Source organism: Acinetobacter pittii, from assembly GCF_034067285.1.
GTDB classification, from domain to species: Bacteria; Pseudomonadota; Gammaproteobacteria; order Pseudomonadales; family Moraxellaceae; genus Acinetobacter; species Acinetobacter pittii_E.
Genome location: NZ_CP139286.1, coordinates 2,686,269 through 2,704,060 on the forward strand (window position 1 = coordinate 2,686,269; position 17,792 = coordinate 2,704,060).

Sequence of the window (17,792 nt, forward strand, 5' to 3'; positions counted from 1 at the left end):
AAGTTAAGTATATTTAATGCGGCGTATTAAAGTAGATTTCACATGATTTGTATATTTTTAAAATTCAATGTTTTATGCCAAAAATCACATATTTTAAAAACATCTTGCTGTGCTTCAAATTATTATCGTTTACCCAACAACCATTTAGAAATACTAACTAAATTAGATTGAATTTCAGTGAATTAAAAAGCCGACAAAATGTCGGCTTTTTAATGAGAGTTTAAAGTTCATTATTTAATAATTTCTAATAGTGCTCTTTGAGCATTATGTAGTTTTTCACCTTCTGCTGGCTCAGCACGTACCCAAGTACCATCTGACTGCAATAACCAAGCTTGCTGATTATCTTGCAAATAGTTCACGAGTCCTTGTTGATAAATACGCTTTTTCAATGCAGGATCTTCAACAGGGAAACATGCTTCAACGCGGTTAAATAAATTGCGATCCATCCAGTCTGCGCTTGAGCAGTAAATACGTGCATCCCCATTATTACTAAAGTAATAAACGCGAGTATGCTCAAGGAAACGTCCTACAATTGAACGTACACGAATATTTTCTGATAAGTTAGGTAAACCCGGACGTAAACAGCAAATAGAACGAATAATCAGGTCAATCTGAACACCTGCTTGAGATGCTTCATATAATTTATTGATCAATTGAACTTCCGTTAAGGCATTCACTTTCACAATAATTTGAGCTTTACGCCCAGCCTTAGCATTGGCAATTTCTTCATCAATGAAGTTGATGAGCTGAGCATGTAAGGTAAATGGCGCATGTAATAGCTTTTTCAATTTCGCCATTTTGCCCATACCTGTGAGTTCTTGGAATATGCGGTGCACGTCTTCACACAGATCTTTATCAGTCGTCATGAGACCATAATCGGTATAAATTCGAGCATTCATCGCATGGTAGTTACCTGTTCCTAAATGAACATAACGCACCAGTTTGTTGTTTTCACGGCGTACCACCATAATCATTTTGGCGTGAGTTTTATAACCTACGATACCGTAAACAACGACAGCCCCCGCTTCTTGTAAAACGTTCGCTACTTCAATATTGGACTCTTCATCAAAGCGAGCGCGCAATTCAATCACTGCAGTCACTTCTTTTCCATTACGCGCAGCTTCCGCCAAAATCTGTACAATTTCAGAATCAGCGCCACTACGGTAAAGTGTTTGCTTGATTGCCAACACTTGGGGATCGCGAGCAGATTCACGAAGTAGCTGAATGACGGGAGCGAAAGATTCAAATGGATGATGAAGCAAAATGTCTTGCTTCTGCATTGCAGAGAAAATGCTCTCGGTCTTTTTAAACACTTTAGGCACAACCGGCGTATGCGAGTCATAACGCAAATGAGGGCGTTTAAAATTTGAAACCAAACGAGCCAAGTTTACAGGACCATCAACTTTGTATAATTGCTCATCGGTTAAATCAAATTCTTCCAATAAGTACTCATAAATATGCTGTGGACAGTTATGAGTCACTTCTAAGCGAACCGCACGACCGAAACGTCGAGAACTTAATTCACCTTTTAAAGCTTTTGCTAAATCTTCAACATCTTCATTTAATGCCAAGTCAGCATTACGTGTAACACGGAATTGATAACAACCAGTTGCAGTCATTCCAGGGAATAAATCTGACACATGCTCATGGATAATGGCAGATAGCATAACGTGATGTTCTTTACCACCTGTTAACTCATCTGGCAGTCGAACCACGCGAGGTAATGAACGTGGTGCTGGTACCACAGCTAAATCAATTTGACGACCGAAAGCATCTTTACCTTCTAATGTCACAATAAAGTTCAAGCTTTTATTGACGAGACGTGGGAACGGATGCGCTGGATCTAAGCTAATTGGCGTTAATACAGGTGCAACTTGCTCTTGGAAATATTTCTTAATCCAAGCCGACTGTGCTGGCGTTAACTCACCACGACGGAGGAAGCAAATATCTTCTTCACGTAACTTAGGTAAGATTTCCTCATTTAAAATACGATATTGACGTTCAATCGCAGCATGAGCAGTTTCAGAGATTTTTTGTAGGACTTGTCGTGGCGTCAATCCATCAGGGCTACGACTTTCATTGCCTAGAGAAAATTGCTCCATTACCCCCGCAACACGAATTTCAAAGAATTCATCGAGATTGCGTGAAAAAATAAGCAAGAAATTCATTCGCTCAAGTAATGGATGTAAAGGGTCTACCGCTTGCTCCAATACACGCAAATGGAAGTCAAGAATAGACAATTCACGATTTATATAACGGTCATTATAACTATATTCTGTTGGGGTCGTCGGTGTAATCGCTGTATTCATGTCTAACTCAATTCTCTATCCAGCCAAAATCTCTATAAAACAGTATGCTGCAAAAATATGACAATTTGGTAAAAACTAAAAAATTTACACATCTTTAAACATCATCATTCAGGAATCTGGGTGCTATTCATATAACGTAAAATAACGCGTTTTCTATATTGTAGTTTACGATCGTTGCGGTGATCTTGGTAATATTTCGGGTCAGGCAATAAAGCGGCTAAAAAAGCAGCTTGTTCGCGCGTTAAGCTTTTAGCACTTTTACCATAATAATATTGTGCAGCTGCTTCAACACCATAACGATTTTTGCCAAACTCAACAGAGTTCATATACACCTCAAGAATTCGGCGTTTTGACCACATTCGCTCCATCATCCATGTTGCGATAGTTTCTTGGCCTTTACGAATAAACGAACGCTTGTTGTATAAAAATAAGTTCTTTGCAAGTTGCTGAGACACAGTAGACCCACCCGCAACCACTTCACCTTTTTCATTATTACGCTCTAGAGCAAAACGAATACCATCCCAGTCAAAGCCATGATGATAAATAAACTTTGCGTCTTCTCCTGCTAAAATCGCATGTTTGAAATTGTCGCTAATATCATCATAGTCAAGCCATTCATGAATAATCGGCTCCGATGTATCTGACCAATAATCTAATCGCATAAACATGGTGGTATCGACTTCATGTGTACGCCACCAAACTAAACTTGAGAAAATCCAAAGCTGAATAAGGAGAATTGCCCCAATAAAAATTAACAACACGCGAACAATAAAAGCTTTCATGTTCGTCCTGATCTCCTGTATTCAACTTTTTTCATGTTAAGCTGTTAAGCATGTTCATATATAACAAAAGCATAGCATGACTCAATATCAGCCTCCGCACATTAATCGTAAACTCAATGTACAAACTTGGTGGCTGACCGCCCTATTGATCTTGATTAATGTAGGTTTGTTTGTCTGGCAAATTGCGACTGGTGTCGATATTAGCGACCCAGCCATGAAAGATGCTATTCATTGGGGTGCAGATTTTACACCACTTACTTTTACTGGGCAGCCCGAACGCTTATTTACCAGCATGTTTTTTCATTTTGGTCTTGTTCACCTCATGCTTAACATGTGGGCTCTCTATATTTTCGGTAATGTTGCTGAGTCACTATTTGGTCGCTTCTATTTTATAGGCATGTATTTACTTGCTGGCTTATTCGGTAGTCTTTTAAGTAGTTATATGACGATTCAAAATGGACATGAATTACTGCAACATTTCGATCAAAGCTTACTGCCTCATGTTAGTGCAGGTGCTTCGGGTGCCGTGATGGGATTAGGTGCTGCGTTAACCGTTCTTTCCTTATTTCCACCGCTTCCACATCAAGCCTACATACTCGATAAAAAAGCATTATTAATGATTATGGCCATCAACCTTGTTTTTGGTTTTGTCGCAACGGGTATTAATAATGCCGCGCATATTGGCGGCATGATTATTGGCGCATTCCTTGCGCTAATGTGGTACTTAAGCTATGTCAGCAAGTTAAAAACTATACTTAAAATTTTAGGCTTATTAGGCGCAGTAATTATTACAGGTGGTTTCTATATGTACTGTGTACAAATCAATACACCTTTACTTCCGCTATGGCATGAAATCATTATCCAGAATCCTGACATTATTCCTTAACCTACAATTGATTTAACTCTCTTAAACTTTGTAAAGGCGGTAAATTACAGAGATAACCTAATCGATAACGACCAATTAGGGCACAAATCAGCATCATGCCAAGAGGTAAAATCAGCCATATTTCAATATGCCACTGTAGGACCATATTCATTTTATAACTTGCAATCGCACTAATCACTTCTGCAAAACAGCAGGCAACTATGCCTGCTAACAGACCTAAGAAACCAATCTCAAAACTAAGCATTTGCTTCATTTTATTTTTAGATAAACCAAATGAACGCAGTAAAGCAACCTCACGGCGTCGCTCGTCCATTAACAAGTTTAAGCATGCAATCAGTACCAATATTCCAGAAAAACCGACTAATGCTGCCAGTACAGTTACTATTTTGACCAAAACATTCATTAACCGTTTTACTTCATCTAAAATTCGGTCAACATCAATAAATACAGTATTGGAAAACTGCTGAATAATATTGATCATCTTTGGCTGATCTTGCTTAGGCACATAAAAACTGCCTAAATAACTTCCAGCATTTTCATCTAAAGTTTTAGGTGAAAAAATAAAGAAAAAGTTAGGGCTAAAACTTTCCCACTCTACACTCCGATAATTCACAACTTTGGCTTGCAAGGTCCCTTCTGGCAGACTAAAGGTAAGTTTGTCTCCAATTTGGATTCCTAAACTTTCGGCAGTCTTACTTTCGACTGAAACCTGCCCCACACCATTAAACTGAGCTTGACCACTTGTAATGACATTGTCATTTGGTAATAGATTTGATTGAGTCAAATTCAATTCACGGCGCAAAGAATTATTTTGCTTTATCGCCTCTTCTGAAAAAGGTACATCATTTTTAGCCAGCAATCGGCCACGAATATTTGGATATAACGGGGTGCTTTGCCAACCATGTTGCTTTAACTGTTGCTCAAAGGCTTTTAAATCGAATGGAGGTAATCCATAAACAAATTGATTCGGTGTTCCTTCCGGAAGTTGTTGTTGCCAACGCTCCAATAAATCTGTTCTTAATACACTGAGGACTGTAATGAGACTTAAGCCTAAAGCCAATGCAGTAATTTGTAAGGCACTTTGCGATGGAGAACGAATATAAAAAGACAAACGATTTTTCAGCTTTTTTAAGCTGCGAAGCAATAGCCAAACAACGGTATAAAGCAAAATACAAAGAACAATAATGGCAGCCAAAACCAGAATGCTGAGCATTAAATTTTCGCTCAACACCAAACTAAAAACGATCAGGCTACTAATGCCAGCAAAAAACATAAAAAATAAAGATTTTCGAGATTTGGCTTGCTCACGAATAACGCGAATTGGAGGTGTATTTAAAAGTTCCCAAATACTTGGCAAAATAAATCCAAGCAGTACGATCACACTCGTAAAAATAGCAATGGGTAAAGGTCCAACTAAAAGTGGTATGACCGAAAAACTTAGCTCTAATTGAGGAATTAATTGCAGCATAAGCTGGAGCAGGCCATAACCCATGATTAAACCTAATAGACTGCCCAACACAATTGAAATCGCACTGACAACACTAAGTAATCCAATATATGCCCACAAGATTTGGAACTTACTGGCTCCTAAACATCTGATCAGCGCAATATGATCTTGGTTTTGCTGCACATAACGTTGACTCGTTAGAGCGATGGCAATACCACACAATAAAATCGTTAAAATATTGGCTAATTGCAAAAAGGTATCTAGGTTTTCAAGCGGACGTAATAACCGACTATTTGATTCGCTTGCATCACGTAAACGCAAACCTGCCGTTTCATCTGCTTCTTTAGAAGGTTGATGTTGTTGCTTAAATTGCTTTGAAAATGCCTGAACCTGTTCAGGGCTACCTGCCATTAACAGTCGATAATCGATTCTACTGCCTGTTTGAATCGCATGTGTTTTAGCAATATCAGCTTGATGGATAATAACCGTTGGAGAAAAACCTGAAAAACCGAGTTCCTGATTTGAATCACGCACGATCACGCCGCTAAAGCGGAAGCTACCATCAGCAATAGAAACAACATCTCCTCTTTTTACTTTTAATAAGTCCGCAGCTCTTTGACTTAGCCAGACTTCACCAGATTGAATCGCTTGAGTTTTTGGCTCAATTTCAAGCTCTCCTCTTAGTGGAAATGCAGGTTCTATTGCTTTTACATTGACCATGACAAATTGATCTTGGGTATGCGCCATAGAGCTAAATAGAGTGACATTGGTTTGTTTTAAACCAAGCTGCTCTGCCCTTTTTTTCCACGGCTGTTCGATAGGCTCGTTATTCGACAGAACCAAATCCGCACCCAGCATTTGTGAAGCTTGCAGACTTACTGCCTGTTTGACTTGGTCATTACTAAATTTTAGGGCAGTTGTTGCACTGATCGCCAGCGATAGAGCAATAATGAGTAGATATAATCCACCCGTACGAAAACTTTGTAGTAAAAGTGGTTTGAGAAGATTACGCATCATTTAACCACCCTGTACTGTCTTTAATCGGCCGTCATCTAACTCGACATGACGCTGACAAAGGGTTGCTAAATTACGATCATGCGTCACCAAAATTAGAGTGGTACCTAGCTCTCGGTTTAAATCAAAGAGTAAGCTTTCAATTTCTTGTGCTGTCTGACCATCTAGGTTTCCAGTCGGTTCATCCGCAAAAATAATTTGTGGTTCTGCAATAAGAGCTCGTGCAATTGCCACACGTTGCTGTTCGCCTCCAGATAAGACTTTAGGCGTTTGTTCAACCTGACGACCAAGTCCTACCCGATGCAACCAATCTAAAGCTTTTTTTTCTGCGGTTTTATAGTCAAAATCTTTACGTAATCGTAAGGGCAACATCACATTTTCAAGCGCACTCAACTGTGGTAAAAGTTGAAAAGACTGAAATACGAAACCAATATGCTGCATTCGGATTTGAGCGCGCTGTTCCTCTGTTAACTGATGAACAGCTTGACCACATAACCAGACTTCCCCTTCAGACGGTTGATCTAAAGTCGCCAAAATTCCCAATAAGGTTGATTTACCTGAGCCAGAACGTCCCGTAATTGCTACCTGTTCCCCTTCAAAAATCTCTAAATCGATATCTTTTAAAATCGTAAACTGATTCTGGTTAATCTGAATAGTTTGTGTAACTTGATGGGCAGCAATGATGGGTTGTGGCATGATGTGAAAAGTCCTATGTATTCAGAATCAGGGTCGAAGTACAAATGTATAAATCTTTTTTGATTGGTTCTAAAAGCATCATGCTCATCTCATTAAGTATGCTGCCCATGCTTGTATCGGCGAAAACTATTTTAATTTTAGGAGATAGTATTAGTGCCGGTTACGGAATTGATCCCAAACAAGGTTGGGTACAATTACTGCAAAAACGCTTAGACCAACAGTATCCCAAACAACACAAAGTGGTCAATGCAAGTGTGAGTGGAGAAACGACTAGTGGCGCTGTAGCTCGATTACCTAAGTTATTACAGACTTATAAACCCAATGTAGTCGTGATTGAATTAGGCGGGAATGATGGCTTGCGTGGTCAACCGCCTCAAATGATTCAAAAAAATCTGGATCAGCTCATTCAATTAAGCCAAAAACAAAAAGCCAAAGTTATTCTTTTTGGTATGAAAATTCCGCCAAATTATGGGGCTGCGTATAGCAAGGCTTTTGAAAATAACTATAAAGTTGTCAGCCAAAAACATCAGGTGAAATTACTTCCGTTTTTTCTAGATGGTGTTGCTGGTCAAAAACAGCTTATGCAAAATGACTTGATTCATCCAAATGCTCAAGCACAGTCACAATTACTTAAGTTAGCTTATCCATATATAAAAGGTGCCCTATAGGCACCTTTTAATTTTAAATATTTTATTCTGATCAGAAATCAAAGAAAGTAACTTCACCAGTTTCTAGTGAATATTCTGCACCAACAACAATCAACTCACCTTTCGCAATCAAGCTTTCAAGTACACTTGAACCATGACGTAATTGATTGACCGAAGCAAAAACGTTTGAACGTACCGCATGACACGATAATTTTTTCAAATCATTTTTCAAATCAGTTTGCATTAAAATTTCAACTGATGGGCGAACACGGTTCACAATCGACATTAAGTTAGATGATGGCGGTTGATCAGGATTCATCAACGTATCAATTGTTGCTTGAATCGCGCCACAATGACTATGTCCTAATACGACAACAACCGGACAGTCATAGCGCTCTGCCGCGAACTCAACACTACCGACTTGTGAAGGTGCAACCACGTTACCAGCAACACGAATTACGAATAAGTCACCAAGACCTTGATCAAATACCATTTCTGCTGGAACACGAGAATCTGAGCAACCTAATACAATCGCAAACGGATTTTGATCCTTTGCCATTTCAGCGCGTTCATGATGCGATAAGGTTTTTGCAAGGGAAGTATTTCCATTTACAAATCGTTGATTACCAGCTTTCAGACGATCTAAAACTTCTTGCGCAGTAGGCATTTTATATTTCCATTGTTTTTTCAAGGTTAGAAATCATTTTAATGTGTCAAAATTTGAATGTCACTGACAAAAAATAAATCCTTTGTCATGAAAAAAATGAAAAGTACGTCATCTTATTTAATGTAGGTTTTACGGCCAATTCCCTGCTGTTTAGCGAAAAAATAGACATACTTTGGTCCTCGTATTGACTATAATTTTCTTCATTCCAAACATTTGGCAAATGACTCATTGGCAAAGTTTTTCAATAATTTTTCAAACTCGCTTAAGCATCAAGGATGAAATCTATGGCAAGGCTGTCCACATCAATTAAAGCCTCTATGAAAAAAACTGCTACTGCCCTGACTTTGGCTTGTAGCGTATTGTCAGTCATGAGCATTTCTCAAGTGCAGGCAGCCGATAATATTGATGTCAGCTTTCAAACAATATTACAGCAAGAGCGTAGCTGGGCCGGACTACAAAGCAAAAGTCTAAAGGTCGGTGATATCACTTGGTCATATAGTGAAGGTGGCTCTAGCACAAAGCCAACTTTACTACTCATTCATGGTTTAGCGGGCAGTCGTGATAACTGGAACCGAGTAGCTCGTTATCTCACCACAAATTACCATGTCATTATTCCTGATTTACCGGGTAGCGGTGAAACTATCGTTTCTCAAGACTTCGACTATTCGGTCCCAAATCTTGCAGAAAAATTACGTCGATTTGTTGAAGCTGCAAATTTAAAAGGTCCAATCCACATTGCAGGACATTCACTCGGCGGATCTATTGCCCTACTTTATGCTGGACAATATCCATTTGAAACCAAAAGTCTATTCTTGGTTGATAGTGGCGGTATTTTCCGTTCTGCCAATACAATTTATCTCAAAGATCCAACCTATCTAAAACAACTTTTAGTATCTAAAAAAGGCGACTTTAATTATTTATTAAAACAAACCATGTTTAATCCTCCATTTATTCCTAAAGAGTTTTTGCAAGCTCAAGAAAAATTGATGATTGATCAGGCGCCTCAAACACAAAAACTGGTTGATCAACTGATTGCACTTAATAAGGTTTATACGCCAGATTCATTTGCCGTACTTACCAAAACAATTGATGCACCGACGCTCATTTTATGGGGTAAGCAAGATAAAATTATTAATGTAGAAGTCGCAAATGAACTGAAACGGCTTTTAAAGAAGGCTGAGCCTCCCGTTATTTTGGAAAACGTAGGCCATATGCCAATATTGGAAGCTGAACAGTTGGTCATTCAACAATATGTACCGTTTTTATTGAAAGTAGAAGCAAACCAGTCTTTAAAAACGACTACGCCTTAAATAAAACTTTTAATTTGTGAGACCTTATGTCTACCCAACCCCTCATTGAAAAACTTATTGAAGCTCATCTAGATTTTTTAGATGAGCAATTTGCTCAGACTCAGGTGATTCAACAAGAGTTTGAGCAGTTTTATCATTGGTTGGGAAGTCGGCAATTACAACACATTTGGACTTTTGAACCGATTCAACAGCTGATTCAAAAGCAGATTTTAGACACGCCTGCTTCTGATTTTCTGATTGAACAAATTGCTGAGCATATTCGCTTTGCTTTGATTCATCCTGCAAATGACACGGCAACTGTTGAAGACGTTATTCCTGTTTTAACGATTGACCGAATTGCACAGTACGTTGCAAGTAAGGAAGAGCACCGTAAAAAGCTGATTAAAACGATTGTGAATAACCCTGCCTTTTCAGCCTTGCTCACACAACTGATTCAGCAAACAATGCATGATTATTTAGATGAATCAATGTCAAAACGTGTACCAGGTGTAGGTCGTTTCATGAAAATGGGTAAATCCGTTTTAGAAACAGTAACTGATTCAAATCTGGACGATACAATTAATCATTATTTGCAAAAGAATATTTTAAAACTGAGCCAGATGAGTGAGCGGGTTTTAAACCAACATTTTGACAATGATAAGCTCTACCATTTTCAGGCAAATGTTTGGCATAAAGTTAAAACGATGCCGCTTTCTGTTTTAAAAAATTATGTAGAAGTTCAAGATCTAACCAAAACAGTAGGTTTAGGACATGAAATCTGGGACCATATTCGTCAAACCGATTATTTAAAACAACAAGTACATGATGGCATTTACACTTGGTATGTTCGTAATCAGGAACGTAATTTTCACTTGTTACTTCGTGACCTCAATATTGAGGAAAGTTTAGTGAAGCATGAACTGACCGCATTACTTGTACCCCTACTACAACAATTAGTCACAACCGGACATTTAAGACGCCGTGCACGTGTTTACCTAGAAAAGTTTTATTATTCTGAAAAAGCATTAGATATTTTAAATAACAAAGGCGCTTAAAGCGCCTTTGTTATTTAATTATTTAAAATTTATAAATAATACCTAAATTATAACGACGTCCGTCTAAGACATAATTATATGTTGCTACATCAATGTCTTTATCAAATAAGTTATAGATGCCTGCCGCAACTTGGATTTTGTCAGTCGGTTTATAGTTCATACCAACATCAACCAGTCCATAAGCAGGCTTTCCTTCAGCCATTGAGGTACGGCTTAAATATTCAGAAGTTTTACTACGGAAATTCAAGCGGCTCCACATATTGACTAAGTCATTAACTTGCCAATCCAAAGTAGTATTAAACATATGTTCTGGCATTTCATTTAAAGGTTGACCTTTAAATTGACCACTTTTTTGCTCAGTATCGGTATACGTATAATTGGCATTCATTTTTAAATCTGGTGAAATTAACCAACCAAATGTCGCTTCAACACCTCTCATATTGGCTTTATCCACATTTGTGCGTTGACTCACAAAATCAAAATCTAGACCTAACCACTTACATTCGCGAGCACCTGCATCTCCTGAGCACGTTCTAACTTCTGTAATTTTATCTTTAAATTCACTATTAAAAATCGTTAAGCCAGCATTCAAGTTATCTAAATTATCCCACGCGAATGACAGCTCATAGTTAGTACTTTTCTCTGGTTTTAAATTTGGATTACCAACAATCACTCCAGCAGAACTGCTGCCACCTGTAGCTTGCCCCCATTCTGCTACAGTCGCTCGTAGTGCAGGTGTTTTATAACCTGTTGATACGCCGCCTTTAATAATCCAGTTATCATTTAAAGTCCATACACCATATATTTTAGGACTAAAATGATCTCCAAATTTTTCATCCTGATCCATTCGTAATGACATTGTTAAAGTGAAAGGATCAATAATATTCCATGCATCTTCTGCAAATAACGCCCAGCTATAACGATCTAAATTAGAAACAGGTTGTGAGCCACTCACTTTTAACTGGTTACCTAAATCGTCTAATTCTTCTTTTAAATAGCTTCCGCCCACGCTAAGCGCATGATTTGCGAGTGTGATCTGGTTAAGCGTGTTGAATGTAGTATTTACAGCTTCCATATTTCTAGATGGATTCTTATTTTCTTCGCGCTGAATATAAGAATGAGTCTTTACAGGACCGATGTCACCACGGTGCGTTAAGCTATATTCTGTACGGTAATAGTCTGTTAATGAATCTGCTGGTGGATTACGTCCAGTTTGAATTGGTGAAACTGTTTTACCTATTGTGGCATTACGATTTTGGATAGAACGCTGGTATTCAAGCTCAATGGTATGTTGATCATTAGGAGTCAAGCTTAAAGTCGCCCCTCCTGCACGAATTTTTTGTTTGTTGTAACCACCAATAATTTCATCTTCATCTCTTTGTGAAAATGTACCATTGGCTTTTAATCCAAGTAAATTCTTAATTAATGGTCCAGACACATAAGTATTGGCTTGGTAAAGATTTCCAGATTTATTATTTTCTTGAATTGTTGTATCTAACTTAACAGAACTGTTCCAAACATCTGCAACTTTTTTAGTGATGATATTAATCACACCACCCATGGCATCTGAACCATATAAGCCAGACATTGGACCACGAATAACCTCAATACGTTCAATACTTTCGATTCCCGGTAACCAACCTTGCTCAATACCTGAATTATCACTATTTGGTCGCACAGAACGTGTATTTACTTTCTTACCATCGACCATAATAACGGTATATGCACTTCCCATTCCCCGAATACTGATATCAGATGAGCTTCCACCACCTGTAACAACCACACCAGGTACATCTTTAAGTGCATCAGTTACATCACGATATGCTTTTTTATTAATTTCATCTTGAGTTAAAACAGAAATAGAAGCTGCTGCTTTTTTTATATTTTGTTCAAAACCACTTGCTGTTACGACAATTTTTTCTAATTGTGCCACTTCACTTTCTTTTTTATTTTTTATGGAAGAATCAACTAAAATATTTTCACTTTCAGCAGCATAAGCCACAGGAAACATTACTGTAAGTACCGAAATTGATAATACAGATTGGAAAATACTCTTCGTCATACCCTACTCCAACAGATTAAATTATGAATAAATATTAAGTTTTGCTTAAACAAATGTAACAAATTTAAATACAAAAATAAATAATATTGATAATTATTTTCAATTACAAGACCATAAAAAAACCTCATTGCGAGGCTTTTTTATTTCACTTTTCAAATAATTTGATTATTTGAAATAAGCACCTTCTGCTTGCGTATGGTCAGTTTGGTCAACCACACGTTGAAGTTCAGGAATGTTCTCTCTTAATGTAGTTTCTACACCTTGTTTCAAGGTAACGTCAATTGCTGAACAGCCTTGGCAACCACCACCAAATTTTAGTACAGCAGTTAAACCATGTTCTGGGTCATCTTGTACTTCTACCAAGCTACAATTTCCGCCATGCCCTGCAAGACCTGGGTTAATTTCTGCTTGAAGAATGTAAGTAATACGTTCTTCAATCGAAGCATCTGGACCAACACGTGGAACTTTAGAATTTGGAGCACGGAAAGTGAGCTGACCACCAAAACGGTCTTTGTTGTAATCGATTACGGCATCTAAAAGATAAGGAATAGATGGCGCATCAATATACGCAGGAAAATCAGGATAGTCCTGTTTATAATCTGTTGGAATCACTTCTTCTGGCGCACTATATGCCATACAGCATTCGGCACGTGGCGTACCCGGATGCTCAACAAAAATTCGAACGCCAATTCCCGGAGTATTTTGCTTCGTTAATAAATCGTGCAAATACTCTTGTGCAGATGGTGTAATCAAAAGGTTTGGAATTTCTTCTGCAACAGCAGTGTTGGTGTTCTCAGTCGACATAACAATATTCCTCAAGCTGATGCCTTTATATTAACCGAAGATGAGGTAGATTTAAAAAAAATCAACTAAATTTGTCGGATTTATACACAACAGGGTTTCAAGTTAAGTTTTTAATGGCATTATTGACCTCAGTATTGATCATTTTTTAAATATTTCTTATGTTGCATTTGCCGTTTAACCATACAGTTACTCTTATTATTATTACGGTCATTATCTCTTTACTTGCTTTTAGCAATCAAAACGTAATGAACCGATTGATTTTTTGGCCGCCTGCAATGCAACGTGGACAAATTGATCGATTCATTACTCATGGCTTTATCCATGCCGATGGAACACATCTACTCTTCAACATGATTACCCTATTTTTCTTTGGCAGTATTATTGAAAGTTTTTATCGCCAATATTTTTACGACATGGGTTTTGTGTTGTTTTACTTAGGGGGCTTAATCTTCGCGATTTTGCCAAGCTATTTACAACATAAAAATGATGCAAATTGGGCCAGTCTAGGCGCCTCAGGGGCGGTTTCAGCAGTTTTATTTGCTTATATTCTGTTTCAACCATGGAAGCTGATTTTTGTATTTTTCATTCCTGTCCCTGCTATTATTTTCGCTATTTTATATGTGGCCTATAGCATTTGGGCAGGTAAACGTGGCAATAGCCATATTAACCATAGCGCTCATTTGTGGGGTGCAGCTTACGGGATCATCGTCACCATTTTACTTGAGCCAAAAGTTATTCCACATTTCTTAGACCAACTTACACGCCTTCCTTTCTAAGGAATATAAATCAAAGGAAAGTCCTTAGTGGGCTTTTCTTTTTTTCTCATTAATTTATCACTATAAATTCTCAGTCTTTTTTCTGATTTTCTTTGATCAATTCGTTGTTTTGTTTGCAAAAACCATCTGATTAAACTCATGCCAATTCTTTTAATAATTCAGATGATACAATGAAGTACAAAGCAATTTTATCTAGCCTTTCCATTGCTTTATTTAGCTTATCTTTGGCTGGATGTAATGACAATGATAATCAAGAAAATGTCGTAAGCTCTCCTAAGCAACCGAATATTTTATTTATTATGGCGGATGACTTAGGCTATTCAGATTTAGGGGCTTTTGGTGGTGAAATTCACACGCCTAATATTGATAGTTTGGCTCAGGAAGGCCGCCTTTTAACAGATTATCATACTGCCCCGACCTGTTCTCCGACACGCTCTCAACTCATTTCCGGTACTGATCACCATTTAGCTGGCATTGGGGCAATGGCTGAACTCACACCTGAGCATTTGAAGGGACAACCAGGCTACGAAGGCTATTTAAATGAACGTTCCCTATCTATCGCACAAGTACTTAAAGATAATGGTTACCGCACGTACATTAGCGGTAAATGGCATTTAGGCCTAACACCTGAAACCAATGCACATGCTAAAGGTTTTGATCATTCATTTACCCTATTACAAGGTCTAGATCACCACTTTAAACAAGCGCCAAGTGCGTTTAAACGAAATTCAACTTATACAGAAGATGGGCAGATTATTCCTGTTTCAGCTTTGCCTGATGACTTTTTCTCGACAAATTATTTTACCGATAAATTACTAAGCTACTTAGATTCAGGCAAAAATAGTGGCAAACCATTCTTTGCTTATGCAGCTTATACAGCACCTCACTGGCCAATTCAGGCACCTGCTGAATACCGCGAAAAATATCGCGGAGTTTATGATGTCGGTTACGATGCTATTCGTAACGCACGTATTGCTAGGCAAAAACAGCTTGGAATTATCCCTACAAACTTTGAGGCAGCAGAACCAATTGCAACTCAAAATGCCCCACAAAAATATGGAAAATGGGATGAGTTAACAGCCGAACAAAAGGCATTAGAAGCCCGTAAAATGGAAATCTATGCAGGCATGGTCGAAAACCTCGATGCTAACGTCGGCCGTATTATTCAATATCTCAAACAAAATAATCTTTATAACAATACTTTAATTTTCTTTGTTTCTGACAATGGCGCAGAAGGTTTTGTACGTGGCGGATATGGCAGTGAATCTGGTTTTGATAACTCTGTAGCAAATGTGGGAACACCAACTTCATATCACTATATTGGACCACGTTGGGCCGAGGTCAGCGCGGCACCATTTCATTTATGGAAAGATACAGCTGGTGAAGGTGCAACCACTGCCCCTGCTATTGTGAAATTACCGAACCAGAAAAAAGCAGAAGCAACCAATAATAGCTTTGCATCTGTACTCGATGTTTTCCCAACCCTATTAGAATATGCCCATATTCCAGTACCTCAAGGCCAATACAATGGTCGTACCATTAATACGCCATCAGGGGTTTCATGGAAGCCTTTACTTGAAAATAAAACCACTACCATTCGCCCTGCTAATTTTAGTTTTGCCGATGAATTACATGGCAGCAAATATGCAAAACAAGGTGAATGGAAAATTGCCCTTCAAGGACGCCCTGAGTTAGGTACAGGAACTTGGGAGCTGTATAACATTGCCACTGACCGTGGAGAAAACCACAATGTTGCGCAACTTTACCCAGCAAAAGTGCAAGAGTTATTATCGGTTTATCAAAAATATACTGAGAAAAACGGTGTGCAGGAATATAACGCCAAATGAGATTAAAACCATTTTTAGCGATCACAATCAGCCTGTCTTTTATGACAGGCTGTAACCAATCTTTAAAAATTTCTGAGTCATCCTCTTCGACCCAAAAGCCAAATTCTTTAGCCGACTTGGGCTCTATTGAAAAGTGTAAAAACTACTCTGGACTACCTCAAGGTTGGCTCAAACAACCTACAGCTGGCATGGTTTTAATTGCCGATGGACATTTTAATTTTGGTTCTGAGAAAGCCTATCCCGATGAACTGAATTTTGGAAAGAAACAACGAGAAGTCAAAGGATTTTGGATTGATCAGACCGAAGTCACCGTGGCTCAATTTGCAAGCTTCGTAAAAGCAACAGGCTATATCACTGATGCCGAAAAACAAAAGCAGGCCGCAGTTTTTTCACCAGACCCTCATCATCCACAACAATGGTGGCAACTAAAATCGGGATATACATGGAAAACTCCAAACGGCAGTACTGGTGCTATAGCAAATCCTAATGAGCCTGTACGATATGTGAGTAAAAATGACGCGGAACATTATGCAGTGTGGCTAGGACGTGATTTACCAACAGAACTAGAATGGGAATATGCAGCTAAAGCCAATTCAAAAACTGATACACCTTTACATCAAGCTCCTACTGATGAACATCAACATCCCCAAGCAAATTACTGGCAAGGTGAATTTCCTTTTCAAAACTTAAATCAAGATCACTTTAAAGATGTGGCACCCGTTGGATGTTTTGCATCAAACAATTTCAAACTATTTGATATGATTGGAAATGTATGGGAATGGACATCATCTCCGTATCAAGGTGCTCATGACCAACATATGGGAAATTATTCTGATTTACGACAAAAACAAATCGCGAGCACACAATATGTAATTAAAGGTGGATCTTTCCTTTGTGCACAAAATTATTGTTCACGTTATCGTAGTAGTAGTCGCTATCCACAAGATTTCGATTTAGCTGCAACACATGTAGGTTTTCGAACAATTTTACGGTCTCCTTAATTTCTTCTTAATTAAGCTTATTAAAGATATTTTTTAACCAAAATTAGATCGAAAAATAATCAAAATATTTTTATAGTACAAATGAGAATGATAAAAAAGCGAGAACAAGATGAAAACTTTACTTCTTTGCGCCGCAGCAATTTTCACGATGTCACTATCAGCCTGTGCAGTCCATACTCCCGAAGGTAGTATTGTGATTGACCCAGATTCACCATATTACGGACATCCAGGAGGCTTTTGCCCACCAGGACAAGCTAAAAAAGGACGTTGTTAGAAACTCCCTCTTTTAGAGTAATTTTTAAGTTACTCTAAAGAAATAGAGTTCAATCAAGTAATTGAATACTCAATGGAGGGTTCCACGCCCAAATTAGATGGGATGAAACTAGAAAATTATGGTGTAAAAAAATCACCATATCCCCAAGATTTTTAAAAGACAATCTTACGTTGTCTTCTATCTAGTTTCACCCCAATTCTTTCTTATTCCGTTTGACTTTTCTTACTACTTAAGAA

At 38.1% G+C, this 17,792-nt stretch carries 16 protein-coding genes; 9 read left to right on the forward strand and 7 right to left on the reverse strand.

The genetic code is table 11. From position 1 onward, the window contains the following. The first annotated feature begins 42 nt into the window (after positions 1-42). Complete coding sequence (locus tag SOI81_RS12715; RefSeq protein WP_224993132.1) at positions 43-171, forward strand: hypothetical protein; 129 nt, start codon at positions 43-45, stop codon at positions 169-171. Between the two features lie 59 nt (positions 172-230). Here SOI81_RS12715 and ppk1 read toward each other — a convergent pair whose 3' ends face one another. Both ppk1 and mtgA read right to left on the reverse strand, forming a co-directional pair. Continuing rightward, entirely contained in the window at positions 231-2,309 is a 2,079-nt protein-coding gene (ppk1, locus tag SOI81_RS12720) for a polyphosphate kinase 1 (protein WP_016141905.1), read from the reverse strand. A gap of 104 nt (positions 2,310-2,413) precedes the next feature. Continuing rightward, the gene (mtgA, locus tag SOI81_RS12725) at positions 2,414-3,091 is read right to left on the reverse strand and encodes a monofunctional biosynthetic peptidoglycan transglycosylase (RefSeq protein ID WP_016141906.1); all 678 of its coding nucleotides are present in this window, start codon (positions 3,089-3,091) and stop codon (positions 2,414-2,416) included. A 76-nt stretch (positions 3,092-3,167) separates the two neighbouring features. Between mtgA and aarA the strand changes: the two genes are divergently transcribed. Next, positions 3,168-3,977, forward strand: a complete 810-nt coding sequence (aarA, locus tag SOI81_RS12730) for a rhomboid family intramembrane serine protease (protein WP_016141907.1) — start codon at positions 3,168-3,170, stop codon at positions 3,975-3,977. A gap of 1 nt (position 3,978) precedes the next feature. Here the strand turns inward: aarA and SOI81_RS12735 are convergent, their stop codons facing one another. Further along, a complete protein-coding gene (locus tag SOI81_RS12735; RefSeq protein ID WP_320541584.1) occupies positions 3,979-6,438 on the reverse strand; it encodes an ABC transporter permease in 2,460 nt (819 codons plus the stop codon). Positions 6,439-6,441: 3 nt separating this feature from the next. Then, positions 6,442-7,134, reverse strand: a complete 693-nt coding sequence (gene ybbA / locus SOI81_RS12740) for an ABC transporter ATP-binding protein (RefSeq protein WP_016141909.1) — start codon at positions 7,132-7,134, stop codon at positions 6,442-6,444. 44 nt (positions 7,135-7,178) lie between these two features. Between ybbA and tesA the strand changes: the two genes are divergently transcribed. Next, positions 7,179-7,802: an arylesterase gene (gene tesA / locus SOI81_RS12745; protein WP_320540873.1), complete on the forward strand. Its 624-nt coding sequence runs from the start codon at positions 7,179-7,181 to the stop codon at positions 7,800-7,802. 31 nt (positions 7,803-7,833) lie between these two features. Here the strand turns inward: tesA and cynT are convergent, their stop codons facing one another. Then, on the reverse strand, positions 7,834-8,448 hold the full coding sequence (cynT, locus tag SOI81_RS12750) for a carbonic anhydrase (protein WP_003653067.1): 615 nt from the start codon (positions 8,446-8,448) through the stop codon (positions 7,834-7,836). Positions 8,449-8,732: 284 nt separating this feature from the next. Between cynT and SOI81_RS12755 the strand changes: the two genes are divergently transcribed. Then, positions 8,733-9,758, forward strand: coding sequence for an alpha/beta fold hydrolase (locus tag SOI81_RS12755; protein ID WP_239967556.1), 1,026 nt, complete (start codon positions 8,733-8,735; stop codon positions 9,756-9,758). A 26-nt stretch (positions 9,759-9,784) separates the two neighbouring features. Further along, positions 9,785-10,792 carry a hypothetical protein gene (locus tag SOI81_RS12760; RefSeq protein ID WP_320540874.1) on the forward strand — a complete coding sequence of 336 codons (1,008 nt, stop codon included), beginning with the start codon at positions 9,785-9,787 and terminating at the stop codon, positions 10,790-10,792. 22 nt (positions 10,793-10,814) lie between these two features. Here the strand turns inward: SOI81_RS12760 and SOI81_RS12765 are convergent, their stop codons facing one another. Next, positions 10,815-12,854 (reverse strand): ligand-gated channel protein, encoded by a 2,040-nt coding sequence (locus SOI81_RS12765; RefSeq protein WP_239975557.1) that lies wholly within the window; start codon positions 12,852-12,854, stop codon positions 10,815-10,817. Between the two features lie 165 nt (positions 12,855-13,019). Beyond that, a complete protein-coding gene (nfuA, locus tag SOI81_RS12770; RefSeq protein WP_002117617.1) occupies positions 13,020-13,658 on the reverse strand; it encodes a Fe-S biogenesis protein NfuA in 639 nt (212 codons plus the stop codon). A gap of 158 nt (positions 13,659-13,816) precedes the next feature. Between nfuA and SOI81_RS12775 the strand changes: the two genes are divergently transcribed. The 4 genes from SOI81_RS12775 (at position 13,817) to SOI81_RS12790 (ending at position 17,556) form a co-directional block, all read left to right on the forward strand. Next, entirely contained in the window at positions 13,817-14,434 is a 618-nt protein-coding gene (locus SOI81_RS12775; protein WP_002117778.1) for a rhomboid family intramembrane serine protease, read from the forward strand. 170 nt (positions 14,435-14,604) lie between these two features. After that, the gene (locus tag SOI81_RS12780) at positions 14,605-16,281 is read left to right on the forward strand and encodes an arylsulfatase (RefSeq protein WP_320540875.1); all 1,677 of its coding nucleotides are present in this window, start codon (positions 14,605-14,607) and stop codon (positions 16,279-16,281) included. Then, positions 16,278-17,282 carry an SUMF1/EgtB/PvdO family nonheme iron enzyme gene (locus SOI81_RS12785; protein ID WP_239975555.1) on the forward strand — a complete coding sequence of 335 codons (1,005 nt, stop codon included), beginning with the start codon at positions 16,278-16,280 and terminating at the stop codon, positions 17,280-17,282. The genes SOI81_RS12780 and SOI81_RS12785 overlap by 4 nt, the downstream gene beginning before the upstream one ends. Positions 17,283-17,391: 109 nt before the next feature. Beyond that, positions 17,392-17,556 (forward strand): hypothetical protein, encoded by a 165-nt coding sequence (locus tag SOI81_RS12790; protein ID WP_000854552.1) that lies wholly within the window; start codon positions 17,392-17,394, stop codon positions 17,554-17,556. Positions 17,557-17,792: the final 236 nt, after the last annotated feature.